This is a genomic window from Caulobacter sp. CCG-8 (assembly GCF_037402475.1).
Lineage (GTDB): Bacteria > Pseudomonadota > Alphaproteobacteria > Caulobacterales > Caulobacteraceae > Caulobacter.
Genome location: NZ_JBBEUD010000024.1, coordinates 60,809 through 86,692 on the forward strand (window position 1 = coordinate 60,809; position 25,884 = coordinate 86,692).

General features: G+C 68.2%; 27 protein-coding genes and 1 tRNA gene. 20 read left to right on the forward strand and 8 right to left on the reverse strand.

Going from position 1 to position 25,884, the window contains the following annotated elements; all coding sequences use genetic code 11:
- The first annotated feature begins 30 nt into the window (after positions 1 to 30).
- A complete protein-coding gene (locus WAE60_RS20445) occupies positions 31 to 447 on the forward strand; it encodes a hypothetical protein (RefSeq protein ID WP_029916652.1) in 417 nt (138 codons plus the stop codon).
- 75 nt (positions 448 to 522) lie between these two features.
- A complete protein-coding gene (locus WAE60_RS20450; protein WP_337688322.1) occupies positions 523 to 1,449 on the forward strand; it encodes a hypothetical protein in 927 nt (308 codons plus the stop codon).
- Positions 1,450 to 1,501: 52 nt separating this feature from the next.
- Here WAE60_RS20450 and msrB read toward each other — a convergent pair whose 3' ends face one another.
- Positions 1,502 to 1,984, reverse strand: a complete 483-nt coding sequence (gene msrB, locus WAE60_RS20455; RefSeq protein WP_337688324.1) for a peptide-methionine (R)-S-oxide reductase MsrB — start codon at positions 1,982 to 1,984, stop codon at positions 1,502 to 1,504.
- Positions 1,985 to 2,108: 124 nt separating this feature from the next.
- Here msrB and WAE60_RS20460 point away from each other — a divergent pair, with 124 nt between their 5' ends.
- The gene (locus WAE60_RS20460) at positions 2,109 to 2,684 is read left to right on the forward strand and encodes a DJ-1/PfpI family protein (protein WP_337688325.1); all 576 of its coding nucleotides are present in this window, start codon (positions 2,109 to 2,111) and stop codon (positions 2,682 to 2,684) included.
- 48 nt (positions 2,685 to 2,732) lie between these two features.
- Here the strand turns inward: WAE60_RS20460 and WAE60_RS20465 are convergent, their stop codons facing one another.
- Complete coding sequence (locus WAE60_RS20465; protein ID WP_337688327.1) at positions 2,733 to 3,233, reverse strand: heme-binding protein; 501 nt, start codon at positions 3,231 to 3,233, stop codon at positions 2,733 to 2,735.
- A gap of 212 nt (positions 3,234 to 3,445) precedes the next feature.
- Here WAE60_RS20465 and WAE60_RS20470 point away from each other — a divergent pair, with 212 nt between their 5' ends.
- The 4 genes from WAE60_RS20470 (at position 3,446) to WAE60_RS20485 (ending at position 6,839) form a co-directional block, all read left to right on the forward strand.
- Complete coding sequence (locus tag WAE60_RS20470) at positions 3,446 to 5,443, forward strand: acetyl/propionyl/methylcrotonyl-CoA carboxylase subunit alpha (protein ID WP_337688329.1); 1,998 nt, start codon at positions 3,446 to 3,448, stop codon at positions 5,441 to 5,443.
- A gap of 40 nt (positions 5,444 to 5,483) precedes the next feature.
- Complete coding sequence (locus WAE60_RS20475; RefSeq protein ID WP_337688331.1) at positions 5,484 to 5,885, forward strand: DUF805 domain-containing protein; 402 nt, start codon at positions 5,484 to 5,486, stop codon at positions 5,883 to 5,885.
- Between the two features lie 20 nt (positions 5,886 to 5,905).
- A complete protein-coding gene (locus WAE60_RS20480; RefSeq protein ID WP_337688333.1) occupies positions 5,906 to 6,364 on the forward strand; it encodes a DUF805 domain-containing protein in 459 nt (152 codons plus the stop codon).
- A 67-nt stretch (positions 6,365 to 6,431) separates the two neighbouring features.
- On the forward strand, positions 6,432 to 6,839 hold the full coding sequence (locus WAE60_RS20485) for a DUF805 domain-containing protein (RefSeq protein ID WP_337688334.1): 408 nt from the start codon (positions 6,432 to 6,434) through the stop codon (positions 6,837 to 6,839).
- Positions 6,840 to 6,892: 53 nt separating this feature from the next.
- Here WAE60_RS20485 and lipB read toward each other — a convergent pair whose 3' ends face one another.
- On the reverse strand, positions 6,893 to 7,618 hold the full coding sequence (lipB, locus tag WAE60_RS20490) for a lipoyl(octanoyl) transferase LipB (RefSeq protein WP_029916636.1): 726 nt from the start codon (positions 7,616 to 7,618) through the stop codon (positions 6,893 to 6,895).
- Positions 7,619 to 7,688: 70 nt separating this feature from the next.
- Between lipB and WAE60_RS20495 the strand changes: the two genes are divergently transcribed.
- From WAE60_RS20495 to WAE60_RS20520, 6 genes are all read left to right on the forward strand, one after another.
- Positions 7,689 to 7,940: a FliM/FliN family flagellar motor switch protein gene (locus tag WAE60_RS20495; protein WP_012287186.1), complete on the forward strand. Its 252-nt coding sequence runs from the start codon at positions 7,689 to 7,691 to the stop codon at positions 7,938 to 7,940.
- A 70-nt stretch (positions 7,941 to 8,010) separates the two neighbouring features.
- On the forward strand, positions 8,011 to 8,403 hold the full coding sequence (locus WAE60_RS20500) for a hypothetical protein (protein ID WP_337688342.1): 393 nt from the start codon (positions 8,011 to 8,013) through the stop codon (positions 8,401 to 8,403).
- Between the two features lie 90 nt (positions 8,404 to 8,493).
- Positions 8,494 to 8,578 (forward strand) — tRNA-Leu (locus WAE60_RS20505).
- Positions 8,579 to 8,721: 143 nt separating this feature from the next.
- On the forward strand, positions 8,722 to 10,176 hold the full coding sequence (gene mgtE, locus WAE60_RS20510) for a magnesium transporter (RefSeq protein WP_029916635.1): 1,455 nt from the start codon (positions 8,722 to 8,724) through the stop codon (positions 10,174 to 10,176).
- A 171-nt stretch (positions 10,177 to 10,347) separates the two neighbouring features.
- Positions 10,348 to 11,622, forward strand: a complete 1,275-nt coding sequence (gene spmX, locus WAE60_RS20515) for a lysozyme-family localization factor SpmX (RefSeq protein ID WP_337688345.1) — start codon at positions 10,348 to 10,350, stop codon at positions 11,620 to 11,622.
- A 79-nt stretch (positions 11,623 to 11,701) separates the two neighbouring features.
- Entirely contained in the window at positions 11,702 to 12,856 is a 1,155-nt protein-coding gene (locus tag WAE60_RS20520) for an isovaleryl-CoA dehydrogenase (RefSeq protein WP_337688347.1), read from the forward strand.
- A 524-nt stretch (positions 12,857 to 13,380) separates the two neighbouring features.
- Here the strand turns inward: WAE60_RS20520 and WAE60_RS20525 are convergent.
- Positions 13,381 to 13,515 (reverse strand): hypothetical protein, encoded by a 135-nt coding sequence (locus WAE60_RS20525; protein ID WP_255347307.1) that lies wholly within the window; start codon positions 13,513 to 13,515, stop codon positions 13,381 to 13,383.
- 141 nt (positions 13,516 to 13,656) lie between these two features.
- On the opposite strand from WAE60_RS20525, the gene WAE60_RS20530 reads away from it, so the two are divergent.
- Entirely contained in the window at positions 13,657 to 14,433 is a 777-nt protein-coding gene (locus tag WAE60_RS20530) for a methyltransferase domain-containing protein (protein ID WP_337688349.1), read from the forward strand.
- 92 nt (positions 14,434 to 14,525) lie between these two features.
- Here the strand turns inward: WAE60_RS20530 and WAE60_RS20535 are convergent, their stop codons facing one another.
- Both WAE60_RS20535 and WAE60_RS20540 read right to left on the reverse strand, forming a co-directional pair.
- Positions 14,526 to 14,873, reverse strand: coding sequence for a TonB family protein (locus tag WAE60_RS20535; protein WP_337688351.1), 348 nt, complete (start codon positions 14,871 to 14,873; stop codon positions 14,526 to 14,528).
- A gap of 578 nt (positions 14,874 to 15,451) precedes the next feature.
- Entirely contained in the window at positions 15,452 to 17,203 is a 1,752-nt protein-coding gene (locus WAE60_RS20540) for a patatin-like phospholipase family protein (RefSeq protein WP_337688368.1), read from the reverse strand.
- A gap of 112 nt (positions 17,204 to 17,315) precedes the next feature.
- Between WAE60_RS20540 and WAE60_RS20545 the strand changes: the two genes are divergently transcribed.
- The 6 genes from WAE60_RS20545 to WAE60_RS20570 all read left to right on the forward strand — a co-directional run bounded on the left by WAE60_RS20545 (position 17,316) and on the right by WAE60_RS20570 (position 24,130).
- Positions 17,316 to 18,923, forward strand: a complete 1,608-nt coding sequence (locus tag WAE60_RS20545) for a carboxyl transferase domain-containing protein (RefSeq protein WP_337688352.1) — start codon at positions 17,316 to 17,318, stop codon at positions 18,921 to 18,923.
- Between the two features lie 26 nt (positions 18,924 to 18,949).
- A complete protein-coding gene (locus tag WAE60_RS20550) occupies positions 18,950 to 19,789 on the forward strand; it encodes an enoyl-CoA hydratase-related protein (RefSeq protein WP_337688353.1) in 840 nt (279 codons plus the stop codon).
- Positions 19,790 to 19,807: 18 nt separating this feature from the next.
- Positions 19,808 to 21,202 (forward strand): DUF3667 domain-containing protein, encoded by a 1,395-nt coding sequence (locus tag WAE60_RS20555; RefSeq protein WP_337688355.1) that lies wholly within the window; start codon positions 19,808 to 19,810, stop codon positions 21,200 to 21,202.
- A 10-nt stretch (positions 21,203 to 21,212) separates the two neighbouring features.
- Positions 21,213 to 23,189, forward strand: a complete 1,977-nt coding sequence (locus tag WAE60_RS20560; RefSeq protein ID WP_029916622.1) for an acetyl/propionyl/methylcrotonyl-CoA carboxylase subunit alpha — start codon at positions 21,213 to 21,215, stop codon at positions 23,187 to 23,189.
- Between the two features lie 66 nt (positions 23,190 to 23,255).
- Positions 23,256 to 23,657: a DUF1489 family protein gene (locus WAE60_RS20565; RefSeq protein ID WP_337688357.1), complete on the forward strand. Its 402-nt coding sequence runs from the start codon at positions 23,256 to 23,258 to the stop codon at positions 23,655 to 23,657.
- A gap of 158 nt (positions 23,658 to 23,815) precedes the next feature.
- Positions 23,816 to 24,130, forward strand: coding sequence for a hypothetical protein (locus WAE60_RS20570; protein ID WP_337688360.1), 315 nt, complete (start codon positions 23,816 to 23,818; stop codon positions 24,128 to 24,130).
- An 86-nt stretch (positions 24,131 to 24,216) separates the two neighbouring features.
- Here the strand turns inward: WAE60_RS20570 and WAE60_RS20575 are convergent, their stop codons facing one another.
- Together WAE60_RS20575 and WAE60_RS20580 are read right to left on the reverse strand one after the other, a co-directional pair.
- Positions 24,217 to 24,627, reverse strand: coding sequence for a hypothetical protein (locus tag WAE60_RS20575; protein ID WP_337688362.1), 411 nt, complete (start codon positions 24,625 to 24,627; stop codon positions 24,217 to 24,219).
- A gap of 101 nt (positions 24,628 to 24,728) precedes the next feature.
- Entirely contained in the window at positions 24,729 to 25,202 is a 474-nt protein-coding gene (locus tag WAE60_RS20580) for a GatB/YqeY domain-containing protein (protein WP_337688364.1), read from the reverse strand.
- Positions 25,203 to 25,884: the final 682 nt, after the last annotated feature.

Here is a 25,884-nt window from a genome sequence, read left to right on the forward strand (position 1 = left end):
CCAGCAGGGCGGAGACCAGGGAAGACCGTCATGTCCTCGACCGTGACATCCAGCTTTCGCCGCGGCCACGACCATTTCGAGCCGCAGGACACCGATCCCCAGACCCAGCGCCGCCTGCGCGGCCAGCTGGAGCAGATCGACTACACCGCCTTTGCCTCCAACACCGCCGTGATCTCGCAGGTGGTTGGCAAGAGCGACGCCGGCAAGTTCCAGCGCCTGGCGGTGGCCGCGGCCATGGCCCGGGCCCGCTGGGTGGCGGAAGCCGTGGCCATGACCGAGGGCGGGTCCGCGATCACGGCCGAGCAGACGGCGCGCCTGGCCACCCTGCGGGCCGCCTACGAGGAACTGGCCGAGGTCTACGAGGCCATGCGGCGCATGGTCGAGCGCGGCTACCTGACCTACAGCAACCCGATGGTCACCGAGGGCGGCAACGTCGTAACACGATAGTGAAATAGAAATACGCGCATAAGTTTCATCTTGCGCTAACGTGCCGCCGCTCATTCCGAGCCGGAGGCATTGCCCATGTCGGCCTATCCCATCGCCATCTATGGCAGCGGTCTGTTTCAGGACGGTTATCCCACCCCGCCGGTGCCCTATACCCAGCAGGCCGCCCAGCTGACCGACGGGATCACCACGGTCATCCTGTGGTCGATCCACATCCACTCGGGCGGCGACCTCTACCTGAACGACACGCTGTTCGTGAGCGGCGGCGAGGTCAAATATGCCACCGACGGCAAGACCGGCGTCAATCCGGACTTCCCGGACCTGGTGAAGGCGCTGATGAGCGGCGGCAGCGTCAAGGACCTGATCGTCTCGGTCGGCGCCTGGAGCACGACCAGCGACTTCACGGCCTGGCTGGCCGCTCGCGACCAGGTGAAGGCCAACCTGGGCGCCCTGGTCTCGGCCTTCGGCGTGACCGGCGTCGATTTCGACTACGAGTCCGAGGACGGCTACACCAGCCAGGACCAGTCGATGATCGTCACCCTGACGCTCGATGTCGGGTCGCTGGGCCTCTACGCCACCTATTGTCCGTACACGGCGACCGACTTCTGGACGGGCTGCCTGACCGACGTCTACGCCCAGAACAACCAGGCCCAGATCGTCAAGTGGATGAACCTGCAGTGCTATGCGGGCGGGACGGGCAATTCGCCCACTGACTGGGCCCAGGCCGTCCAGGCGGCGGGCGAGACGGGCGTGTCCGACGCCTACGCCTTCATCGTGCCGGGCTTCGCGGTGCTGGGCGCCGACGGCTTCGGGCCCGAGGAGATGCAGCAGACCTTCCAGACCTTCGCCGGGACCGGGGTCACCGGCGGCTTCCTGTGGAACAGCAGCGGGATCTGGTCGACCGAGGCGTCGGGCGATGGTCAGCCCACGCCCGCCGACTACGCCCAGGCGATCAGCGCCGGCCTGGGCGCGACGGCCAAGCCGCGCGAGTCGGTCGAAGCCTAACGCGAAGCGGAGCGCCGACACCCGGCGGCGCTCCGCCAAGCTGGGGATAAGACTAGGCCGGAACCTTGTCGCCGCGATGCAGCGGGTCGGGCAGGGGATCGCCGGCCTTCACGAACTGCAGCGACACCGAATTGATGCAGTAGCGCAGCCGCGTCGGGGCCGGGCCGTCGGGGAAGACGTGGCCCTGGTGGCTGTCGCAGCGGGCGCAGCGGGTCTCGACGCGGAGCATGCCGTACGAGGTGTCGCGCACCTCCTTGACGTGCTCCTCGTCGAACGGGGCGTAGAAGCTGGGCCAGCCGGTGCCGCTCTCGAACTTGGTGCGGTACTCGAACAAGGGCAGGCCGCACTCGCGGCAGCAGTAGACGCCGGGGCTCTTCTCGCCCAGCAGGCCGCCGCAGAACGGGGCCTCGGTGCCGTGGTGCAGCAGGACGCGGGCTTCCTCGGCCGTCAGGTCGGCCTCGAGGCGCAGGCGCTCGGGCTCGGTCGGCGGGGTCAGGTCGAAGCCGGTCGTGGAGAGATGGGCTGTGTCGGTCATGAGCGGCAATATGGGCGCTCGAAGCCTTTTGCGGTAGGGGGTGATCGCCTGCTGACAGGCGCCGACGCGACGGAGCATAAGGCTGTCCTCCGCGTTCGATCCTCGTCGCCGAAAGGACCCCGCCATGACCGTCGCCGTCGCATTCCTGCAACCGGGCTGGGCCGACTGGGAGGCCGGGTCGGTGCTGTCCTACCTGCGCGAATATTGCGGGGTGCAGGTCGAGATCGCCACGCCGGACGGCGAGCCGCAGACCTCGATCGGCGGCGTTCTGGCCGCCTCGGACTACAAGTTCACCGACCCGGTGCTGTCGGACGCCGACGTCTTCCTGCTGATCGGCTCGGACGCCTGGCCCGGCTATCGCGACGAGGCCTTCGACGGCCTGCTGCGCCAGGTCCACGCCGACGGCAAGATCGTGGGCGCGATCTGCGGCGCGACCGTCGCCGTGGCCCGGGCGGGGCTGCTGGCCGGCAAGGCCCACACCTCGAACGGCGCCGAATGGCTGGCCGGCCACGCGCCGGACTATGCGGGGATCGAGGGCTATGTCGACTCGCCCAAGGCGGTGGCGGACGGCAAGATCGTCACGGCCTCGGGCCTGGCGCCGGTGACCTTCAGCGCCGCGATCGGCCGCCTGGTCACGCCCGAGGCGGGCGCCAAGCACGACGAGTACCTGGCGCTGTTCGCGCGGGAGTTCGCGGCCTAGATTTGATCCGCTCATCCCGGCGAATGCCGGGATGAGCGGAGTTTGGGGTTATTTCAGCGCCGCCGCCCCGGCGCGAGCCACCTGGCCGTCCTGGGCGCCGGAGCCGCCCGAGGCGCCGACGGCGCCGGCGATCTTGCCGTCGATGATCAGCAGCTCGCCGCCCTCGATGGCCATCGCGCCGCTGAAGATCGAGTTCAGGGTGCCGCCCTTCACCGCCTCCTGGAAGTAGGACGTCGGCCGGCGGAAGTTGGCGCTGGTCTCGGCCTTGCGGCGGGCCACGTCGTTGGAGCCGTACTGCGTCCCGTCCATCTTCTCGCTCATCACCAGGGCGCCGTTGGGCTCGACCACCACGATCACCATGGTCCAGCCCTGCTTGCGGGCCTCGGCCTCGGCGGCGGCGACCACCGTCTTGGCCTCGGCCAGGGTGATCGTGCGGCCGTAGGCCGGGGTTGGAGCCGGCGTCGCCGGGGCCGGGGCGGTCTGGGCCAAGGCGGGACCGGCCGCCAGAACAGCGGCCAGGATCAGCGGGGCGAGGGCGGGGCGGAGCATCGACGGTTTCCTCTCGGGCGGCGCGACAGGCCGGTCGGGAGGGTTTCGCGATTGCGAAACGAAAACCCGTGGCTGATCGTCGCTCATTGTTTCGATCCGGCTTGGAAACCGGTGTCATGGACAATGTCACGCTGCGGCGCCGTTGCAAACCTCTGGCGGCCTGCTAGTGCCTGTCCAACGAGACAATTAGAAATGCGTAGGGAAGGGCCGGGATGTTCAAGAAGCTGCTGATCGCCAACCGGGGCGAAATCGCGGTCCGCGTGATCAAGACCTGCCGCCGCCTGGGCATCAAGACCGTCGTCGTCTATTCCGACGCCGACGCCGACAGCCTGGCCGTCGAGATGGCCGACGAGACCGTGCACATCGGTGCCGCGCCCGCCGCGCAGTCCTATCTGGTGGCCGACAAGATCATCGCCGCCTGCAAGCAGACCGGGGCCGAGGCGGTTCACCCGGGATTCGGCTTCCTGTCGGAAAACGCCGGCTTCGCCCAGCGCTGCGCCGACGAGGGCGTGGTCTTCATCGGTCCCAATCCCGGCGCCATCCAGGCCATGGGCGACAAGATCGAGAGCAAGAAGTTCGCCCAGGCCGCCGGCGTCTCCTGCGTGCCCGGCCACATCGGCGAGATCGACGACACCGCCCACGCCGTGAAGATCTCCGAGCAGATCGGCTATCCGGTCATGATCAAGGCCTCGGCCGGCGGCGGCGGCAAGGGCATCCGCGTGGCCTGGAGCCGGCAGGACGTCGAGGAGGGCTTCCCGGCCGTGCGCGCCGAGGCCAAGGCCAGCTTCGGCGACGACCGCATCTTCATCGAGAAGTTCATCGAGAGCCCGCGCCACATCGAGATCCAGGTGCTGGGCGACAAGCACGGCAACGTCGTCCACCTGTTTGAGCGGGAGTGCTCGATCCAGCGCCGAAACCAGAAGGTCATCGAGGAAGCCCCGTCGCCGCTGCTGGACGAGGCCACCCGCGCGGCCATGGGCGCCCAGGCCGTGGCCCTGGCCAAGGCCGTGAACTACGACAGCGCCGGCACGGTCGAGTTCGTGGCCGGCCAGGACAAGAGCTTCTACTTCCTGGAGATGAACACCCGCCTGCAGGTCGAGCACCCGGTCACCGAGCTGATCACGGGGCTGGATCTAGTGGAGCAGATGATCCGCTCGGCCTGGGGCGAGACGCTGGCCTTCAAGCAGGACGACCTGAAGATCAACGGCTGGGCCATCGAGAGCCGCATCTACGCCGAGGACCCGTACCGCAAGTTCCTGCCCAGCATCGGCCGCCTGGTCCGCTACGACCCGCCCGCCGAGGGCCAGCAGGACGGCTACACCGTCCGCAACGACGCCGGCGTCCGCGAGGGCGACGAGATCTCGATGTACTACGACCCGATGATCTCCAAGCTCTGCACCTGGGCCCCGACGCGCCTGGGCGCCATCGACGGCATGGGCCGGGCGCTGGAGGATTTCCACATCGAGGGCCTGGGCCAGAACATCCCGTTCCTGGCCGCGGTCATGGACCAGGAGCGCTACCGCTCGGGCAAGATCTCGACCAACTACATCAAGGACGAGTTCGCCGACGGCTTCAAAGGCGTGGACCCCACGCCCGAGCAGGTCGACGTGCTGACCGCCGTGGGCGCGGCCATGCAGCGGGTCTACGCGGCCCGGGCGCGCAATACGGATGCGGGGCTGAGCAATCCGGTGCGCACCGAATGGATCGTCGCCGTCGGCCACGCCAAGCGACGGGTGAAGCTGTCGGGCGAGGCCGAGCATCTGTCGGTCGAACTGCCCGACGAAGGCCGCACCATCGAGCTGGAGACCGTCGACTGGCGTCCCGGCAAGCCGGTGTTCCTGGGCCGGCTGGACGGAAAGGCCTTCACCGTCCAGGTCACGCCGGCCGCCGAGGGCTTCACGATCCGCCACCGCGCCGCCAAGGCCAAGGTGCTGGTCCTGACCCCGCGCTCGGCCGAGCTGCACGACAAGCTGCCCGAGAAGCAGGCCGCCGACACCTCCAAGCTGGTGCTGTCGCCGATGCCGGGCCTGGTGGTCAGCATGGACGTCGTCACCGGCCAGCAGGTCCGCGAGGGCGAGGTCGTCTGCGTGCTCGAGGCCATGAAGATGCAGAACATCATCCGCGCCGAGCGCGACGGCGTCGTGAAGGTCGTCAACGCCAAGGGCGGGGACCCCGTGGCCGCCGACGAGGTGCTGGTCGAGTTCGCCTAGACATGGTCTTGTCGTCCCAGGGTAGAGCTTGGGGGATTCGATGACGTTCACGCAGAAGCTGTTCTCGTTCCAGGGACGCCTTCGCCGACGCGACTACTGGCTGCTGAGCCTGTTGCTGGTCGCGATCGCGATGGTGGCCTACGCCATGGCGGCGGTCATGGGCGTCGAGGTCACCGGCGAGAGCGCCGAAGCGACCATCCTGCAGCTCGGTGTGAGCGCGGTGCTGATCTGGCCCAGCCTGGCCGTCGGGGTGAAGCGCTGCCATGACCGCAATCAAAGCGGCTGGTGGCTGCTGATCGAGTTCGTTCCGCTCGTCGGCGGCGTGTGGGCCCTGATCAACCTGGGCATCCTGGACGGGACCCAGGGCGTCAACCGTTTCGGCAAATCGCCGAAGGGGATTGGCGGCGAAACCGACGGCGCCCTCGCCGACGTCTTCGCCTGACGCGACGCGGGGCGGTCTCGATGAACCTTCTGCAGAAGTTCTTCAGCTTCAAGGGCCGCCTGCGCCGGCGCGACTACTGGCTGTGCAACCTGGCGCTGGGCGTGGCGATCGGGGTGATCGTCTTTCCGCTGATCATCGCCTTGAAGATCCAGCCCGAGGATCCGCGCTTCCAGGCCGCGACCCTGGTCTTCCTGTGGCCGTCGATCGCCATCCTGGTGAAGCGGATCCACGACCGCGACAAGACCGGCTGGATGGCGGCGAACTACTGGGTTCCGTCCCTGGTCTCGATGGGGCTGAGCTTCCTCTCCGACCCCGAGTTCGCCATGTGGAAGGTGTTCGTCGACATCGGAACCGGCATGGTCGGGCTGTGGTACCTGGTCGAGTTCGGCTTCATGGACGGCACCCATGGCAAGAACGCCTACGGGCCGTCGCCCAAGGGCGTGGAGCCCACCGAGACGGTGGCCGAGGTCTTCTCCTAGCAGAGGCCTTCCGCTGAAACGCGGCGCGGCCTAGGTTCGGGTATCGGAGTCGCTGGGGCCGGACGGGATGAACGAACGCGCGGAAGGGTGGGACCTGTTCCTGTCGGCCACGGGCCGGACCGCGCGCGGACCGTTCCTGATGGCGGCCGGGGTGCTGCTGGGCGTCGCCATCCTCTACGACGCCAGCCTGCCCGACGCCTTGCATTGGCTGACCGGCTGGCTGGTCTATCCGACCCTGGTGTTCTGCGGGGCCTGCGTGCTGTCCAAGCGGTTGCACGACCGGGGGCGGTCGGGCTGGTGGGCGGCGCTGGTGCTGATGTCGCTGGTCGCCGTCTGGCCGACGCCCAAGCACTTCCTCGACTTCCTGTTCGCCGGGATCATCGTCTGGGCGATCGTCGAACTGGGCGTGATGCCGGGCGAGCAGGGCGCCAATCGCTACGGACCCAACCCGCTGAAGCCGGCCGCGACGGTCTAGACTATTTGATGTCCCGCTCATCCCGGCATTCGCCGGGATGAGCGGATTAAGGTCTAGACCGGCGCCTCGGCGGTCTCGATCGGCCCGAACACCCGCTGGAACGCCGCCCGCAGCGCCTCGTCCGCCTCGTCCATCGTCACCGGCAGGCCCAGGTCGACCAGGCTGGTGACGCCGTGCTCGGTCTGGCCGCACGGCACGATCCCGGAGAAGTGCTCCAGGTCCGGCTCCACGTTCAGGCTGATGCCGTGGAAGCTGACCCAGCGCCGCAGCTTGACGCCGATGGCGGCGATCTTGTCCTCGCGCGACCAGCCCGGGCCCTTGCGCTCGACCCAGACCCCGACCCGGCCCTCGCGCATCTCGCCGACCACGTTGAAGGCGGCGAGGGCGTCGATGATCCAGGCCTCCAGCGCCGCGACGAAGGCGCGCACGTCGCGTCCGCGCCTGGTCAGGTCCAGCATCACATAGGCCACCCGCTGGCCGGGGCCGTGATAGGTGAACTGGCCGCCGCGGCCGCTCTCGAACACCGGGAACCGGTCGGGCGCGATCAGGTCGGCGGGCTTGGACGAGACGCCGGCCGTGTAGAGCGGCGGATGCTCCAGCAGCCAGACCAGCTCGCCCGCCGTCCCGTCGGCGATGGCGGCCGCGCGGGCCTCCATGGCGGCAACGGCTGCCGGGTAGGGCACGTACCCGGTCGAAACCGCCCACCCCACGGGCGCGCCGTCGGGCGCTCCCAAAGACGGAAGTGTCGAATTTTCAAGGTTTAACGGGCGATCAAGCATACGGCCTTAGTCTTGCATCGGGTGGCGCGCGATCGAACGTGATCGCGTGTGAAATCCAGGGACTTACTTCGTGAGCCAGGTCAACGCCGTCAATGTCGAGATCTCCGTTCTTCTGGGACGGTCGATCCTGCCGATGCAGCAGCTGCTGCGCATGGGCCGCGGCGCGGTGATCCCGCTGGACGCCAAGACCAACGACGAGGTCTGGATCCTGGCCAACAACCACCCCATCGCCCGGGGCGAGATCCAGATCAGCGACGACCGCATCGCCATCCAGGTGACCCGCGCCGCCGACGTCTACGACTACATGGCCGGCGGCTCCTGACCAGGGATTGCGCTGACGCTTGAGCGCGGGCCAAGATCGTCTACGACGCTCGGAGACGGCGATGAGACACATGCTTTGCGCCTTGGCGCTGCTGGGCGCCATGACCGCCGGCGCCTCGAGCGCGGCCGATCGCGCGGGCCATGGCGGTCTCTACGATTCCGTCCGGATCTCCACCGTCACCGGAGACCAGGGCGGGGTGCGCATTCGGGTCTATGACGGTCTCTCGCCGACGGTCGATTTCGAGCTCTGCGAAGGTTGGTGCAACGGTTCGGAGGTCTTTCCCGCGAAGATCGACGGCGATCGCCTCACCTTCACCTACGTGTCGCGCTGGGTGAGCGAGGGCGGATCGCCCGGCGCCGATTCCATTCCCGTGTCCGGACGGTTCGTACGCGATGGCCTGATGTTGAAGATCGGCGACGCGCCGCCGGAATTGGTGCGCCGAGCCAGGCCCAGACCCCGTTGAAATCGGCCGCTTTGTCGCGCCGGCCCCGAACTCGCAACTCCGCTCTTTCCAAACCCGTTGCGGTTTGCTACCTGCCGCGCCTCACCACGAGCGGTCGTGGCGGAATTGGTAGACGCGCAGCGTTGAGGTCGCTGTGGGGCAACCCGTGGAAGTTCGAGTCTTCTCGACCGCACCAAGGTGACAACGGATAGAGCGCTTCCGGCGAATTCGGTTTCCGACTCGCCGGGGGCGCTCTAACCATTTCCGGGGAAGGGCTTGGCCCTTCGCAGCATTCAGGTCACGCGCAGGACGCACGTCTTACGAGTTCAGGAGGTCCCAATGTCCCGGGAAACAACCGACCTGACAGACGATCCGCGCCACAACCTGGTCATCCCCGAACCCCAGCTGCCCGAGGATCTCGAAGACCTCGCGCTCGGCGACGACTACGCGCTCAATCCCGAATACGTCGAGATGGTGATCGACGCGGCCGACCGCGGCGACACGGCGCGTCTGCGCGAGCTGGTCCACGCGCTGGAGCCGGCCGACGTCGCCGACCTGATGGGCTTCCTGTCGGCCGGCTACCGGGAAGAGGTGATCCCGGTCCTGGACCCCGAATGGCTGGGCGAGATCATCGCCGAGCTGGACGACAACCTGCGCGAGGAAGTGCTGGAGGCGACGCCCTCGCACACCCTGGCCAAGGCGCTGGAGGAACTGGACTCCGACGACGCCGCCGACGTCATCGACGACCTGGACGAGGGCAAGCGCGCCCAGGTCCTGGCCGCCATGGACGAGGGCGACCGCGCGGCGATCGAGACCACCCTGTCCTACGAGGACGAGACGGCCGGCCGCCTGATGCAGCGCGAGTTCCTGGCCGCGCCGCAGTTCTGGACCGTGGGCCAGACCATCGACCACGTGCGCGAGAACGGCGACAACCTGCCGGAGCTGTTCTTCGACGTCTATGTGGTCGACCCGGCCTATACGCCCGTCGGCGCCCTGCCGGTCAGCCAGCTGCTGACCCACAAGCGCGAGACGCCCCTGGCCGAGATCATGGAGCCGGTGACCGAGATCACCGTCGACATGGACCAGGAAGAGGTCGCCTACATCTTCGACAAGTACCACCTGATCAGCGCGCCGGTCGTCGAGGCGGGCGGTCGGCTGGTGGGCCAGATCACCGTCGACGACATCGTCGGCGTCATCCGCGAAGAGGCGGAAGAGGACATCCTGGCCCTGGCCGGGGTGAGCGACGCCGGCCGCGACGCCAATGTCGTGGAGATCGTCAAGTCGCGCCTGCCGTGGCTGCTGCTCAACCTGGTGACCGCCACCATCGCCGTCAGCGGCGTGGCCGTGTTCCAGGGCGAGATCGCCCAGCTGGTGGCCCTGGCCATCCTGATGCCGATCGTCTCGTCCCTGGGCGGCAACGCCGGCACCCAGACCCTGGCCGTGGCCGTGCGCGCCCTGGCCAGCAAGGAGCTGACCACGGCCAACGCCCGCCGGATCATCCTGCGCGAGCTGTCGGTGGGCATCGTCAACGGCTGCACCCTGGCCCTGGTCATGGGCGGGGCGACCTATCTGTTCTTCGGTCCGGCCGACCACCACGGCAAGCTGGCGATCATCGTGGGCCTGGCCCTGATCACCAACATCTTCACCGCGGCGGTGGGCGGCATCCTGGCGCCGCTGGCCCTGGCGAAGATGGGACGCGACCCGGCGGTGTCCTCGTCGATCTTCGTGACCTTCCTGACCGACTTCACGGGCTTCTTCGCGGTCCTGCTGATCGCGGCCCTGCTGTTGCACTAAATCGGTCGAAAACGCCGTCCGTCTGGACGGCGCGGCGCGAATCCGCCACGGGCGGCGTTCATTTCATGAAAGAGGGGCCGAAAGCCCCTGCGGAACGCCAGAACGGCGCCCATCTTGCGCGGTGCACCCTGAACGCATCCGCGTCTGTCTCAAACTGGGTCATTCTAGGCGATGAAACCGCGCTATCAGGTCTCCCGCGCCGCCGTCGATCTCATCAAGAGGTTCGAAGGGTACCGGATGAAAGCCGCTCAGCTGCCCGACGGGCGCTGGACGCTGGGCTACGGCCATACCCTGACCGCGCGGGCCGGGGCGTCTGTCTCGGAACAGGACGCTGAAGCTCTGCTGCTCTACGACCTGATCACTGTGGCCCATGCGGTCAACGAGAACGTCTACGCGCCGCTGAACCAGAACCAGTTCGACGCCCTGGTCTGCTTCGCCTTCAACATCGGGACCGAGAACTTCATCCGTTCGGCGGTGCTGCGCCGCCTCAACGAGGGCGCGCCGCTGCTGGCCGCCTGCGAGATGGAGATGTGGCGCAAGGCCGACTTCGAGGGCGAGCGGATCGTCGTCGACGCCCTGGTGCGCCGCCGTTCGGCCGAGAAGACCCTGTTCCTGACGCCGACCGACGGCGGCTGGGTGGCCGCGCCCAGCTCGGTGCTGCGGCCCAAGATCGACTACGACGCCGGCAAGCTGGTGCCCAGCCAGCCGCCGGCCGCCATCACCACCTCGCTGAACGGCGACAAGGCCGTGGCCCTGCGGACGGACGGCGGGGCGAACCCGGCCCTGACCGGGAACGGACCCAGCGCCAGCGAAGTGGCCTCCGCCGCCGTCAGCGCGCGCCTCGAGGCGATCCTGCCCGATGAGACCGCCGCCGCGCCGGTCCGGCTGACGCCGCCGCAGCAGGACCTGGTCCTGCCGGAGCCGCCGGTCCTGGCCGCGACCGCCGCCGCCGCGCCGTCGCCGTTCATCTACGCCAATCCCGAACCGCCGGGCCCGATCATCGCGCCGTTCCAGCTGACGCCGGACGAGCCGGTCGCCGAGTCGGCGTTCGCGCCGCCGGCCGCACCGCCGGTCGCCGAGCCCGCCGTGGAACCCGAGCCCGAGCTGTTCGAGGCCGCCCGGGCCCCGGCCGAGGCCTCGCTATTCAATCTGGGCGGCTTCTCGACCAGCGGCGCGGTCGACCTGGCGGCCCAGGACGTGGCGCTGGCCCCGGTCCAGCCCCACGCCTTCGGCGGGATCAGCCTGCTGGTCAGCCTGGGCCTGCTGGGCCTGGCCCTGTTCGGCGGCGGCATCCTGTGGAACCTCAGCGTGGGCGCCAACGAGGGCCTGTCGCCGATCCGCATGTTCGGCTGGGGCGCCAGCGTGATCGGCATGATCTGCTTCGCCACCTCGGCCTATCTGCTGATGCGCCGGCTGGGCGATCCGGACATCCAGGACGAAGAGTAGACCTCGATCCACCGAGATCGAGAGCATGAACGCCCGCGGGTCTGCTTGATCCGCGGGCGTTTGTGCTATGGAGTCGCGCATGACGAACCAAACCGCACCCTCGATGGACTTCGCGCTGGGCGAGACGGCCGACGCGATCCGTGACACCACCGCCCGCTTCGCGGCCGACCGCATCGCGCCGATCGCCGCCCGGATCGACGAGACCAACGAATTCCCCCGCGAGCTGTGGGTCCCGATGGGCGACCTGGGCCTGCACGGCATCACGGTCGAGGAGGAGTTCGGCGGGCTGGGCCTGGGCTATCTCGAGCACGTGATCGCCATGGAGGAGGTGAGCCGCGCCTCGGCCTCGGTGGGCCTCAGCTACGGCGCCCACTCCAACCTCTGCGTCAACCAGATCCGCCGCTGGGCGAACCCCGAGCAGAAGCAGCGCTACCTGCCCAAGCTGATCAGCGGCGAGCACGTCGGCTCGCTGGCCATGAGCGAGGCCGGTTCGGGCTCGGACGTGGTGTCGATGAAGCTGAAGGCTGAAGCTGTCGGCGACCGCTACGTGCTGAACGGCGCCAAGTTCTGGATCACCAACGCCCCGCACGCCGACACGCTGGTGGTCTACGCCAAGACGGACGAGCGCCGCATCACCGCCTTCCTGATCGAGAAGGGCATGAAGGGCTTCAGCGTCAGCAAGAAGCTGGACAAGATGGGCATGCGCGGGTCGGACACCGCCGAGCTGGTGTTCGAGGACTGCGAAGTGCCCGAGGAGAACGTGCTGGGCCCGGTGGGCGGCGGCGTCGGGGTGCTGATGAGCGGCCTGGACTACGAGCGCGCCGTGCTGTCGGCCGGGCCGCTGGGCATCATGCAGGCCTGCCTGGACGTGGTGCTGCCCTATGTCCGCGAGCGCAAGCAGTTCGGCCAGGCCATCGGCTCGTTCCAGCTGATGCAGGGCAAGATCGCCGACATGTACGTGGCCCTGAACTCGGCCCGGGCCTATGTCTACGCCGTGGCGCGGGCCTGCGACGCGGGCAAGACCACGCGGTTCGACGCGGCGGGCGCGATCCTGATGGCCTCGGAGAACGCGGTGAAGGTGTCGCTGGAGGCCATCCAGGCCCTGGGCGGCGCGGGCTACACCAAGGAATGGCCGGTCGAGCGCTTCATGCGCGACGCCAAGCTCTACGACATCGGCGCGGGGACGAACGAAATCCGGCGGTTCCTGATCGGGCGGGAGCTGGTGGGGGCGTAAAGACAGCCCACGCAGGCCCTCCCCCTGTGGGGGAGGCGATCGCGCAGCGATCGGTGGGGGGAGTTTAGGATAGTCGGTCTGGGAGGCGGAGCGATCCGATCACTCCCCCCTCCGTCGGCTTCACCGACACCTCCCCCACAGGGGGAGGACCTAGGTGGTTCATAATGCAAGGGCCGCCCCGATTGCTCGGGGCGGCCCTCCATCGTCGTAGCCGCGTCGCGGCGTGACTTTGAACCTTAGGCGTTCAACGCCTTCAGTTGGAAACCTCGTTCTTAAGGCTCCAGGTCACTCGCGACCTCGGTTGGAGACAATGAGACACTGGTCACCTCCTTTCAGTTGTTGAACAACACAAGAGGAATATGGGCGCCGATCGGCCGTTGTGCAAAGGGGCAAAGTCGCGACGGGACGTCGCGGGCGCCGAATGCTTGATCGGAAGGCGGAAGAGGCGTGGCGTGGGGGAGGGCACTCCCGGGTCGCGCAAAGGGGGGATATGCGCGACCCGGGGCCGCATCATCCCGGTCGGGCTAGAGGGCGCGCACGACCAGGACGATGAGGGTCCAAAGACCGAGGTTGAGGCCCAGCATGCCCAGGCGATGCACATTCACGGCCGGGGACTTGGCGGCGACGGCGACGGCGGTGGCGACGGCGGAGCGGTTCACTTCGGTTTCCATCCTGCGGCGCGGTTGATCAGCGCCTTAACCAAAAGATAGTGAAGGGCGGCCTCTGCTCCCATGCGACAAAGTCGACGGATCGGTGCAAATGAGCGGACCGATTGTCGCAGTTCTTGCACGGAGGGCCGGATGCCGGTCTGGGATCCCGACGTCTACCAGCGCTACAAGGCCTATCGCGACCGGCCGGCCCTGGACCTGATGCTGCAGATCCCGCGCGACCTGGACCCGCGCGAGGTCTGGGACCTGGGCTGCGGGACCGGCGAGCACGCGGCACTGCTGAAGACCCGTCACCCCCAGGCCCAGGTGCACGGCCTGGACTCCAGCCCCGAGATGCTGGCCCGGGGCAGGGCGATGCGGGCCGACATCGACTGGGTGCTGGGCGACATCGCGACCTTCGCGCCCGAGGTCCCGCCCGACCTGATCTTCACCAACGCCGCCCTGCAGTGGGTGGACGGGCACGAGACCCTGTTCCCCCGCCTGATGGGCCTGCTGGCGCCCGGCGGCGTCTTCGCCTGCCAGATCCCCGTGGTGGCCGACGACGGCTGGCGGCGCAGCCTGCGCGAGACGGCGCTGGACGGGCCGTGGGCGTCGCGCCTGGCCGACATCGAACGCGTGCGCTCGGGCGTCGATCCGCGGCCCTATCACGACTGGCTGTCGCCCCTGAGCCAGGACCTCGACGTCTGGGTGACCACCTATGTCCACGCCCTGGGCGGTGACGACCCGATCGTCGACTGGACCTCGGGGACCAGCCTGCGGCCGTATCTGGAGGCCCTGGGCGACCCGGCCGAGCGCGCGGCGTTCCTGGCGGCCTGGCGCGAACGGCTGGCGGTCGACTATCCGCGCCGCGAGGACGGCGTGACCCTGTTCCCGTTCACCCGCCTGTTCGTGGTCGCGCGGCGCTGGTGAGGGGGCGAATGGCCCTCGCCAAAAGACAGACGTCCGCCCAATAGGGCGGTCTGTCCCGATCAATTTTGGGGATGACGCTGTCGGTCGTTGCCTTAACGAGGGACTTTGAAGCTGATCGGGATCGTCGCGCGGCCCTTGATCACGAGTGGGCCGTTGGGATCCATCCGCAGGATTTTGGACATTCTGAGCGCCGCATCGCCGAAGCCGTAATCGACCGGGGTTTCAGAGACGACGGTGCACTCCTCCAGCTTTCGCTCCGACGTTATGGCGCAGTCGAGAACGACCTTGCCGTTGACCTCAAAGCGTTGCGCCTTGTCTGGATAGAATTGCGGCGGCGCGTCCGTGGCGGACGGCGCCGATGCATCCGCCTGAGGCTGAGGATGGGCTTGGCCGGAGGCCGCAACGGCCCAAAACATTGTCGCAGTGAGAAGCTTCCGCATCGTGAACTCCACCTTGTGTGGAGTGAACTTAACATTGGCGCTTGGCGCGTTGGCTAGACCTGCCAGCGCAAAAAGCGGACCCATCGAACTTCGCCCTTGGGGTGGTTGTCGGTCATTGCAGCTCAACACCAATACCGATCATCCCCGCGAAAGCGGGGATCCAAGCCGAGCCTGAACGCCAAAGGCGCCGGATGATCCCGGCGCCTTTGGATCCCCGCTTTCGCGGGGATGATCGGTAATCTTGAAGATCAGCAACGGGTGAAGGCGGCCCTCGGAACCCCTCTCTCTTTGAGAGAGGGAGGGGCCCGCCGCGAAGCGGTGGGAGGGTGAGTGGTTTCACCGCCGGCCGGCAAACCCCACGACGTTCAAACTCGCTTTCGAGGCGTCGGAAGAAGCACGCCATGCTTACCCGTCGTGAATCTGGCGAACAATCGAACTCCTGCTGAACAACCGCACCTCATTCGGAGAGAGTGTAACCACTCACCCTCCCATGGCTTCGCCATGGGCCCCTCCCTCTCTCAAAGAGAGAGGGGTTCGGTGGGCGTCCTTCAACGTCAGCTACAGGTCGAAAGCAGAAACTAACGCCGCCCTTGGGCCTCGGAGAGCTCACTCAGGCTCGGCCGGCGGCGCAGCTCGGTCACCGGCTTGCCCAGGTTGTCGATGGCCAGGGCGGCGGCGGCGCGCCCGGCGGCGACGGCGGGCGCGAAGGCCTTCCAGTCGCGGATGTCGATCTCGTTGAGCTTGGGCGTGATCAGGACGTCGGTGGCCTCGCGGCTGGCCGCCAGGTCGCGGCCGGTCGACACCGTGGCCGCCCGCATCAGCAGGGCCACGATCGGCGGCCCCTTGCGCCACTCGCCCGACCAGAACCAGCGCCACAGCGAGGCGGGACGATGCACGTCCTCGGCGGTGATGCTGCGGCCGCGCGTGACGTCCACCCCGACGATCGGCCCCAGCTGGAAGGCGCGCATGACGTCGGCGGGGAAGTTCTTCATCACCGCTCCGTCGACCAGCACCGAATGGCCGTCGGCCACCGGCGGCAGCACGCCCGGTAGCGAGATCGAGGCCCGCAGGGCGTCCTTCAGCACGCCCTGGCGGTGCAGGTGATAGGCGCCCGAGGTCAGGTTCGACGACACGCAGAAGAACGGCAGCCACAGGTCGGCGATCTCGATGTCGTCGAAATGCTCGTCCAGCCGCGCCTTGACCTTCAGGCCCTGGGTCATGGCCACCAGGGGGAAGGCGATGTCGTCCAGGGGGCTGGTCTCGACGAAGGCCTTGCGGATGCGGGTCTCCATCTCGCCGTCGTCCCAGCCCATGGCCAGGCCGGCCGCCACGACCGCGCCCATCGAGGCACCGCCGACGAAGTCGATCGGCACGCCGCGCTCGCGCAGGGCCTGGATGGCGCCGACATGGGCGTAGGCCCGCGCCCCGCCGCCCGACAGCACCAGGCCCACCGACTGGCCGGTCAGCACCCGCGCCATCCGCTCGACGTCGGCCATGCCGTTCTCGCGCAGATGGAACAGGCGGGCGGCCTGGGTGGCGTTCAGCCATTCGCCCGAGCCCTTGGGGTGGGTGACGTTGGCCGGCTGCAGCAGGATCAGGTCGACCAGCCGCTGGTCCTGCAGGGGGCCCGAGGCGTAGGACGGGATCACCGCCGGCGGCTTGCGGTCGCCCAGGCCGACGCGGAACAGCCGGTCCACCTGGCGGCCGACCACGTGCTTCCAGGCGGTCTCCTCGGCCTCGGCGACGTAGAGGACGAAGTCGTGCCGGCGCTCGACGCCGCTGAACCACTCGGTCGGGGCCAGCAGGGATTCGGCGCCCTCGACGGTGACCGAATAGCCCAGGCCCGAAATGGCGTGGGCGATCCGCTCCACGACCGGCCGGATCGCCTTGCCGGGCTCGACCGCGATGAAGCCGTAGACCGACGGGTCGCCGATCGAGGCGTGGGCGCCGGCGTTGCGGGCCCGCCGGATCATCAGCCGCGACAGCTCGATCATCACGTCGGGATCGCGTTCGACGGCCTCGAAGAAGGCGGCGCGGGGCAGGGCCAGGATTTCCGAATCGCGCAGGGCCACTAGGTTGGCCGAGTGGGGCGCGCCGGCGATCATCGCCATCTCGCCCGCCGGCTCGCCGGGGCGGATCACGCCCAGGAACTGCGGCTCCTGGCCTTCCTCGCGCCGAAACGCGCCCAGCCGGCCGGTGCGCAGGAAGTAGAGATAGTCCGCCGCCTCGCCGGGCGCGTACAGTGTCGCGCCGCCCGGCAAGGAGAACCAGGCGGCGTCGCCTTCGCGGTGCTCTTGCGCGAACAGGCGGGCCAGGGCCGTATCGGCCATGAAGTCGGGCAGGGTGACCACGACCCGACGCTAACTTGAACCGCGGACCTTGACCATCGAAGGTCAAAAACTGCGGCTTTCGGTGGGAAACGGAAAAGGCTATGCCTCGATAATGCCGAAGATGAACACGGGTATCGACAAGAACGGCGAGACCTTCGCCAAAAACGCCGCGCACAACCGCGGTCTGGTGGAGGCGCTGCGCGAAAGGGTCGCGCAGGCGGCCCTGGGCGGTCCGGAGAGCGCGCGCACACGTCATGCGGCGCGCGGCAAGCTCTTGCCGCGTCAACGCGTCGAGCGCCTGCTGGACCCCGGTTCGCCGTTCCTGGAGATCGGCCAGCTGGCGGCCTGCGACCTCTACAACGGCGAGGCGCCCGGCGCGGGCGTGATCACCGGCATCGGCCGGGTGTCGGGCCGCGAGGTGATGATCGTCGCCAACGACGCCACGGTGAAGGGCGGCGCCTATTTCCCGATGACGGTGAAGAAGCACCTGCGCGCCCAGGAGATCGCCCAGCAGAACCGCCTGCCGTGCGTCTATCTGGTCGATAGCGGCGGAGCGAACCTGCCGCACCAGGCCGAGGTCTTCCCCGACCGCGACCACTTCGGCCGCATCTTCTTCAACCAGGCCCGGATGAGCGCCCAGGGCATCGCCCAGATCGCCTGCGTCATGGGCTCGTGCACGGCCGGCGGGGCCTATGTGCCGGCCATGAGCGACGAGACGGTGATCGTCCGCGACCAGGGCACGATCTTCCTGGCCGGCCCGCCGCTGGTGAAGGCCGCCACGGGCGAGGTGATCAGCGCCGAGGAACTGGGCGGGGCCGACACCCACGGGCGCCGGTCCGGCGTGGTCGACCACGTGGCCAACGACGACGAGCACGCGCTGGAGATCGTCCGCTCGATCGTCGCCAATCTGAACACCACCAAGCGGGTCGAGACCGAGATCCGCGACGCCCGGCCGCCGGTCCACGATCCGGCCGAGCTGTACGGCATCGTGCCGACCGACGTGCGCGCGCCCTACGACGTGCGCGAGGTGATCGCCCGCGTCGTCGACGGCAGCGAGTTCGACGAGTTCAAGGCGCTGTACGGCACGACCCTGGTCTGCGGCTTCGCCCGCATCTGGGGCCAGCCGGTGGCGATCCTGGCCAACAACGGCGTGCTGTTTTCCGAGAGCGCCGTGAAGGGCGCGCACTTCATCGAGCTGGCCTGCAAGCGCAAGATCCCGCTGGTGTTCCTGCAGAACATCTCGGGCTTCATGGTGGGCGGCAAGTACGAGGCCGGCGGCATCGCCAAGGACGGCGCCAAGCTGGTCACGGCGGTCGCCAGCGCCGAGGTGCCCAAGTTCACCGTGCTGATCGGCGGCAGCTTCGGGGCCGGCAACTACGGCATGTGCGGCCGCGCCTACTCACCCCGCTTCCTCTTCACCTGGCCCAACAGCCGCATCAGCGTGATGGGCGGGGAGCAGGCGGCCAGCGTGCTGTCGACCATCAAGCGCGACGGCATGGAGGCCAAGGGCGAGACCTGGGCGGTCGAGGACGAGGAAGCCTTCAAGGCCCCGATCCGCGCCCGCTACGAGGCCGAGGGCGACCCCTACCACGCCACCGCGCGCCTCTGGGACGACGGGATCATCGACCCGGCCCAGACCCGCGACGTGCTGGGCCTGGCGATCAGCGCCAGCCTGAACGCCCCGATCCCCGAGACGACCTTCGGCGTCTTCCGGATGTAGGCGGACAGGGCAGGGAGGAAACGACAATGACCAATCCGATCGCCGACCCCATCGTCGAGGTCCTGAACACCGACGCCATGACGCCGCTGGTCCACCTGGAGTCCACGCCGAGCGGCGCCGTCACCGTGTGGATCAACCGTCCGGCCAGGAAGAACGCCTTCGACGCGGCGACCATCGCCGCCCTGAACGAGGCCTTCCAGACCTTGCACGGGGCCGAGGGCGTGCGGATCGTCTTCCTGCGCGGGGTGGGCGGGGCGTTCAGCGCCGGGGCCGACCTGGAGTGGATGAAGGCCGCCGCCGACTGGAGCGAGGACGACAACCGCGAGGACGCCCTGGGCCTGGCCCAGATGCTGAAGGCCCTGCACGACATCCCGGCCCTGACCGTGGCCCTGGTCGAGGGACCGGCCTTCGGCGGCGGGGCGGGGCTGGTGGCCGCCTGCGACCACGCCCTGGCCACGGCCGACGCCCGCTTCGCCTTCTCGGAGGTCAAGCTGGGCCTGACCCCGGCCACCATCAGCCCCTATGTGATCGCCGCCCTGGGGCCGCGCACCGCCAAGCTGCTGTTCGCCACCGGCCGGGTGTTCGACGCCGACCAGGCCTGGAGCTACGGCCTGGTGGACGAGGTGTTCGACGACGCGGCCGGGCTGGTCGCCGCCCAGGACGCCCTGATCGAGGAGGTGGCCGTCTGCGCCCCCGGCGCGATCGGCGACGCCAAGGCGCTGGTCAACGACTTCGCGGGTCAAAAGATCGACCGCGGCCTGCTCGACGAGACGGCAAAACGCATCGCCCGCCGCCGCGTGTCGGATGAAGGCCAAGAAGGCGTGCGCGCGTTCCTCGAACGTCGTAAGCCCAGCTGGACCATCTAGAGTCGAGCAGGGGATTACATGACGGCGGCGGATCTCGAGACAGCGGCGGCGGACTCGGCGGGGAGCTTCTTCCGGCCGAGGAAGAAGCCGTTCACCCATCAAGGCGAGCCTTGCAAGAATTGCGAGACGCCGCTGGAGGGCTGGTACTGCTATTCGTGCGGCCAGAACGCCGACACCCACCACCGCTCGATCTGGCACCTGATCTGGGAAGCGATCGAGGGGATGTTCCACCTCGATGGTCGCCTGGCCAACACCCTGCCGCTGCTGTTCTTCCGGCCCGGCGTGCTGGCCAAGGACTACATGGAAGGGCGCATCGTGCGGCACGTGCCGCCGTTCCGCACCTTCCTGGTGGCCCTGCTGCTGTTCATCTTTGCCGCCGAGCACGCGATCCATTCGGCCCAGCACCACGCCGAGGAAGAACGGCACAAGCGCGCCGAGCTCCTGGCCACGCCGCAGGGGCGCGCCGCCGAGGCCGCCCGCATGCGGACCGAAGCCGTCAAGGACCGCGACGAGCGCCTCAAGGGGGCGAACGCCGACCGCGACGAGGTCCTGGCCGACGCGGCTAAGACCCGTGACGAGGACCTCAAGGACGCCGACCAGGACCGCGCCAAGGTCCTGAAGACCTATCAGGACGACGTCGCCAAGGCTCAGGCCGACCACCAGAAGGAGGTCGCCGACGCCCAGGCCCACTACGCCAAGGACATCGCCGAGGCCGACCACCTGCAGAACAACCCGCTGGCGGGGCAGGAAGCCCTCGCGGCCGAGGAGAACCTGCGCAAGTCGGCGGCCGAGAAGGTCCGCTCGGCCCAAGTCCCCGACATCTTCGACGCCGACAAGGTCGAGGCCCAGGCCAATGCGATCGCCGAGAACTCGACCGAGACCGCGACGATCGGCGGCGTCCACATCAGGACGCCGAACCTGTCCTCGTCGGCCGGCGGAGACGCCGCGCACGGCGCGCCCGCCGCCGAAGCCGATCACGGCAAGGCGCGTTGGCCCAAGGCAGGCCTGGCCAAGGCGCTGGAGAACCCCGAGTACTACATGGTCGTGATGTTCGGCTGGGGCCACCGCCTGGCGGTGCTGCTGCTGCCGATGTTGGGCCTGAGCCTGGCGCTCGTCTATCTGAACAAGCGCCAGTACTTCATCTACGATCACCTGCTGACCGCCACCAACCTGCTGTCGTTCGCGTTCCTGACCAATGCGCTGGGGCTGGTCCTGCCCGACCCGGTGCGGGGCTGGTGGTTCGTGCTGCTAATGGTCTGGACGCCGATCAACCTGTTCCAGACCCTGCGCGGCGGCTACGGCTCCAGCATCCTCGGCGCGATCCTCAAGACCCTGATCGTCTGGTGGTCCACCGTCTTCTCGTTCGTTCTGCTGCTGGGGTTCCTGATGGTCTTCACCCTGGCCCAGATCTAGGAAAATCGCCTTGCTCTCTTCCGTCCTCATCGCCAATCGCGGCGAAATCGCCCGTCGCATCATCCGCACCGCCCGCGAGCTGGGCGTGCGGACGATCGCGGTCTATTCCGAGGCGGACGCCGAGGCCCCGTTCGTGATGGAGGCCGATGTCGCCATCCTGATCGGACCGGCCCCGGCGCGCGAGAGCTACCTGGTCCCCGAGAAGATCCTGGCCGCCGCCCGCCAGACCGGCGCCGAAGCCATCCATCCGGGCTACGGCTTCCTGTCCGAGAACGCCGACTTCGCCCAGGCGGTGATCGACGCCGGCCTGGTCTGGATCGGCCCGCCGCCCTCGGCCATCCGCGCCATGGGCCTGAAGGACGCGGCCAAGAAGCTCATGATCCAAGCTGGCGTGCCCACCACGCCCGGCTATCTGGGCGAGGACCAGTCGGTCGAACGCCTGGCCTCGGAAGCCGGCAAGATCGGCTTCCCTGTGCTGATCAAGGCCGTGGCCGGCGGCGGCGGCAAGGGCATGCGCAAGGTCGACAACCCTCCGGACTTCGCCGCCCTGCTGGCCTCGTGCCAGCGCGAGGCCAGCGCCAGCTTCGGCGACGACCGGGTGCTGCTGGAAAAGTACGTCACCCGCCCGCGCCACATCGAGGTGCAGGTGTTCGGCGACACCCACGGCAACGTCGTCCACCTGTTCGAGCGCGACTGCTCGCTGCAGCGCCGCCACCAGAAGGTCATCGAGGAGGCTCCGGCCCCGGGCATGGACGAGGCCACCCGCGCCGCCGTCTGCGGGGCGGCGGTCAAGGCGGCCCAGGCCGTGGGCTATGTCGGGGCCGGCACGGTGGAGTTCATCGCCGACGCCTCGGAAGGCCTGCGCGCCGACCGCATCTGGTTCATGGAGATGAACACCCGCCTGCAGGTCGAGCATCCGGTCACCGAGATGGTCACCGGCCAGGACCTGGTCGAGTGGCAGCTGCTGGTGGCCTCGGGCGAGCCCCTGCCGCTGGAGCAGGACGAGATCACGCTGGACGGCTGGGCCATGGAGGCGCGCCTCTACGCCGAGAACCCGGCCACCGGCTTCCTGCCCTCGACCGGCCCGCTGACCCACTTCCGCCTGCCGGAAGGCGACGTGCGGGTGGACAGCGCGGTGGAGGAGGGCGGCGAGGTCACCCCGTTCTACGACCCGATGATCGCCAAGCTGATCGCCCACGGCGTCGACCGCGAGGACGCCGCCGCCCGCCTGGCCGAGGCCTGCCGCCTGGTCGAGGTGTGGCCGGTCAAGACCAACGCCGCCTTCCTGGCCCGCTGCGCCAGCGATCCGGACTTCGTCGACGGGGCGGTGGACACCGGCTTCATCGAGGCGCGTCTGGAAGACCTGACCGCCCGCGAGTTCTCCGACGCCCCGACCCTGGCGGCCATCGGCCAGCGCCTGGAGGCCTTCATGGAGGCCGACCAGCCCCGCGCCGACGTCTGGGCCAGCGCGCCGTCGCGCCTGCTGGGCTTCCGGATGAACGCCCCGCGCGCCGCCATGACCCTGCCGCTGGCGGTGGACGGCAAGCCCGTGCCGCTGCGCGTGGCCCTGGCGGGCGGCGCCCTCTCGGGAAGAATGGGTGACGACTGGTCGTGGGACATCACGGTCGAGGACGGCCGGGCGCTGGACGACGTGGACGTGCTGCCCGGGACCTTCGGCGGCGATCCGCTGTACGTGTTCGAGGGCGGCGACGTCCGCGAGTTCGACTTCGCCTACCAGGGCGGCGGCGCCCATGCCGCCACGTCCGACGGGGCGATCCTGTCGCCGATGCCGGGCAAGATCGTCTCGGTGGCGGTCGAGGCCGGCCAGACGGTGGTCAAGGGCCAGACCCTGCTGACCCTGGAGGCCATGAAGATGGAGCACGCCCTGGCCGCGCCGTTCGACGGCGTGGTCGCCGAGCTGTCGGCCACGGCCGGCGGCCAGGTCAGCGAAGGCGTGGTGCTGGCGAAGCTGGAGCCCGTCGGCTGATTTTTGGCGCGTGACGGGCGCCGAAACCGCTCACACTTTCGGCTGTCACGCACTAAGTACGCCGCCATGCCCCTGCACATCATCAAGCTCGTCGTCGGCTGCGACAACATCGAGGAACTGGTCGCCTGGCACGCCGAGGCCGACCGCCCATGGATCATGCACACCCGCATGACGCCCAAGCGCATCGACGAGGTGCTGGACGGCGGCTCGCTGTACCGCGTGATGAAGGGCCAGATCCTGTGCCGCCAGACGATCCTGAAGATCGACACGGTGGGCGAGGGCCAGGCCTCGCGCTGCGAGGTGACGGTCGACCCGACCATCGTCCGCGTGGCCCCCACGCCCCGGCGGCCGTTCCAGGGCTGGCGCTATCTGAAGAACGAGGACGTGCCGCCGGATTTGACCGAGGCCGAAGCCGCCGAAATGCCGGCCGAGCTGGCGCGGCAGCTGCGGGAGTTGGGGGCCTGGTAGGGGTCCAGGACGAGGTGGGCTCCGGTCCGCTTTCGACCCGTTGCAGACCCGACGAGTAGTATGCGGCAAGAACGCAGCGACTGCCTAGCCGGCTTCCGCTTGGTGGAGTTTCGTGGGACAAACAAGCCTTGCTTCGGCTTAAGTTTTCCGGGGGGAAGATGGCATATCAACTTGGCGCCTACGCCGGAGCCCTTGCTTTGGGATGGCTGCTCTCGCGGTTCTTCCTTGCAGTATTCAAATTCATGGAACCGAGCGTCTACCGAGTTTATGTCGCGTTTGGCGTGGCTTGGGGTCTGTCCATCGTCATCTCGGGGTTCGGCAATGCAAATGGGGGCGCCTGGAACCCTGGCGCTGGCCTGCTGCCATGCACAATCGGCTTTGGGGTCTGGCTTGTCGTCGAGCTGCTGGCGCGAAAAGGTCGGATGGCCAATCCACCTCCAGAAACCCAGCCAATGAATCTGGGCGACCTCTAGAGCAACACCCGCGACGACAGGTGAGGCGGGCCGGTGCAGCAACTTCCGCTTTCGACCCTAAGCGGACGCTAGTGCATCCCTCGTTGCTAGAGAGCGATGAAGGCGTCGTTACGGCGATAGAAGTCGAAGGCAGCGAATAGATCATCGCTTGAGACGTTGGCCCTTTGCGAGCGAGCGTTCCGAACCGCGTCTTGGAGAACCGTGACTGGCAGCACCCGGACGAGGCCATTGCGCCTGGCGAAGTCTGGGACGCCGGCTTCCGGTTCGTCTTCCAGTTCGGGCGGCACCTCTTCGCTCTCGATCACTGCGGACACACTGTCGGGCTGCCAAGGGATCGCAGCTTGCAAGTAGACCCATGCACGCGGGTCAGCCCGGTCGATGTTCACGAGCAACTCCGAGAAGGGCTGCGCCGCAACATCCATAGCCTTGCCTCGCTTCGTTATGCCAACGTTCGTCTTGAGGCGGCCACGGTATTGGGCGAAGCGTTCGTAATCCACCCCTAGCTGACACCTCGACGATCGGCTCGGTGGGGCGGCGCCCAACGTCAGCGTTGCGGAGCTGGAACGCTCAGCTCCCGGCGACGGTGAGCGTCCGCCGTCTAGGCTCTGGCCAATGCGCTGGCCGCCTTGCCGTCATACTGGCCGCCGAAGTTGGCCTTCAAGTGGGCCATGATCGCGCCGACGTTGGCGTCGGGGTTCTGGACCCGGAAGTCGTTGATGGCCTCGCGCAATTCCGCGTCCGTCATCTGCTTCGGGCCATAGGACGATAGAATCGCCAGTTCGGTTTCAGCCGCCTTGGTCCGCTCGTCCACCTTCGATACATCGCCACCGGCTTCGACCAGCCGCGCGCGTTCGGCCGCGAGGTTCTCCAGCGTCAGCTTCGTGTTCTTCAAGAACTTCGCGACGGTTGCGACGACTTTCTCGTCGGTGACTTCGGTCACGCCGCGCTTGAACTCTTCGGTCGTGATCTGCGTGGCTTCGCCGATCAGCGTGGTGAGCAGGTCGGCCTTCAGGCGGTCGCTCACCTTGCGCGCCGCCAGTTGGTCAGCCTTGAGCTCGTCGAGCAAAGCCATGTCGCGGTCCTTTCAAGTCACTCTGTTCGGTCGTGCTGTAGTGGGGTGAGGGAGACAGCCGTTCAAGAGCGCAGTCGCGCCGTAGGGCGGTTTCTGGCGTCGCCGGGATCGTTTGAAGGACCGCCTTCGACCCTGAGTGGACAGAGGGCGGCCCTCCTGACCCCTCTCTCTTAGAGAGAAGGAGGGTGAGAGGTTACACCCTCACCGAATGAAACGCGGCTGTTCAGCCGGTCTTCGACATGAAGAGCCCCGCCTTTCAACCGTCATCCTGGGACTTGTTCCGAGGACCCCTCTATCGGCGGGGTTGTCGGTTGGGGGAGGCCGTGATCTCGCTGCTCCACGGATCGTCCTTCTTCGCGGCTGAAGCAGGGGTCCTCGGAACAAGTCCGAGGATGACGGCGGCGGAGGTGAGCGCAGGCCGGGGACATGCCCTTGCGGCGTGTCCCCATCAGCTAGCGCCGCGCCTGGACTTGGGGACACGCCGCGAGGGCATGTCCCCGCGCGGGGATTGAGCCGCGTCTATCCCCGCTAGCGACGGGAAAAACCTGAACAACCCCAACGCCCTGCAGAAAAGCAGCGTCACCGACGCGCCAGGGGGCAGCCCTCCCGCACAATCAGACCCGTCACCATCACGGGGAGGGCTCTTGGTACCGGCCCAAGCAGGCGATGGGGATGGAACCGA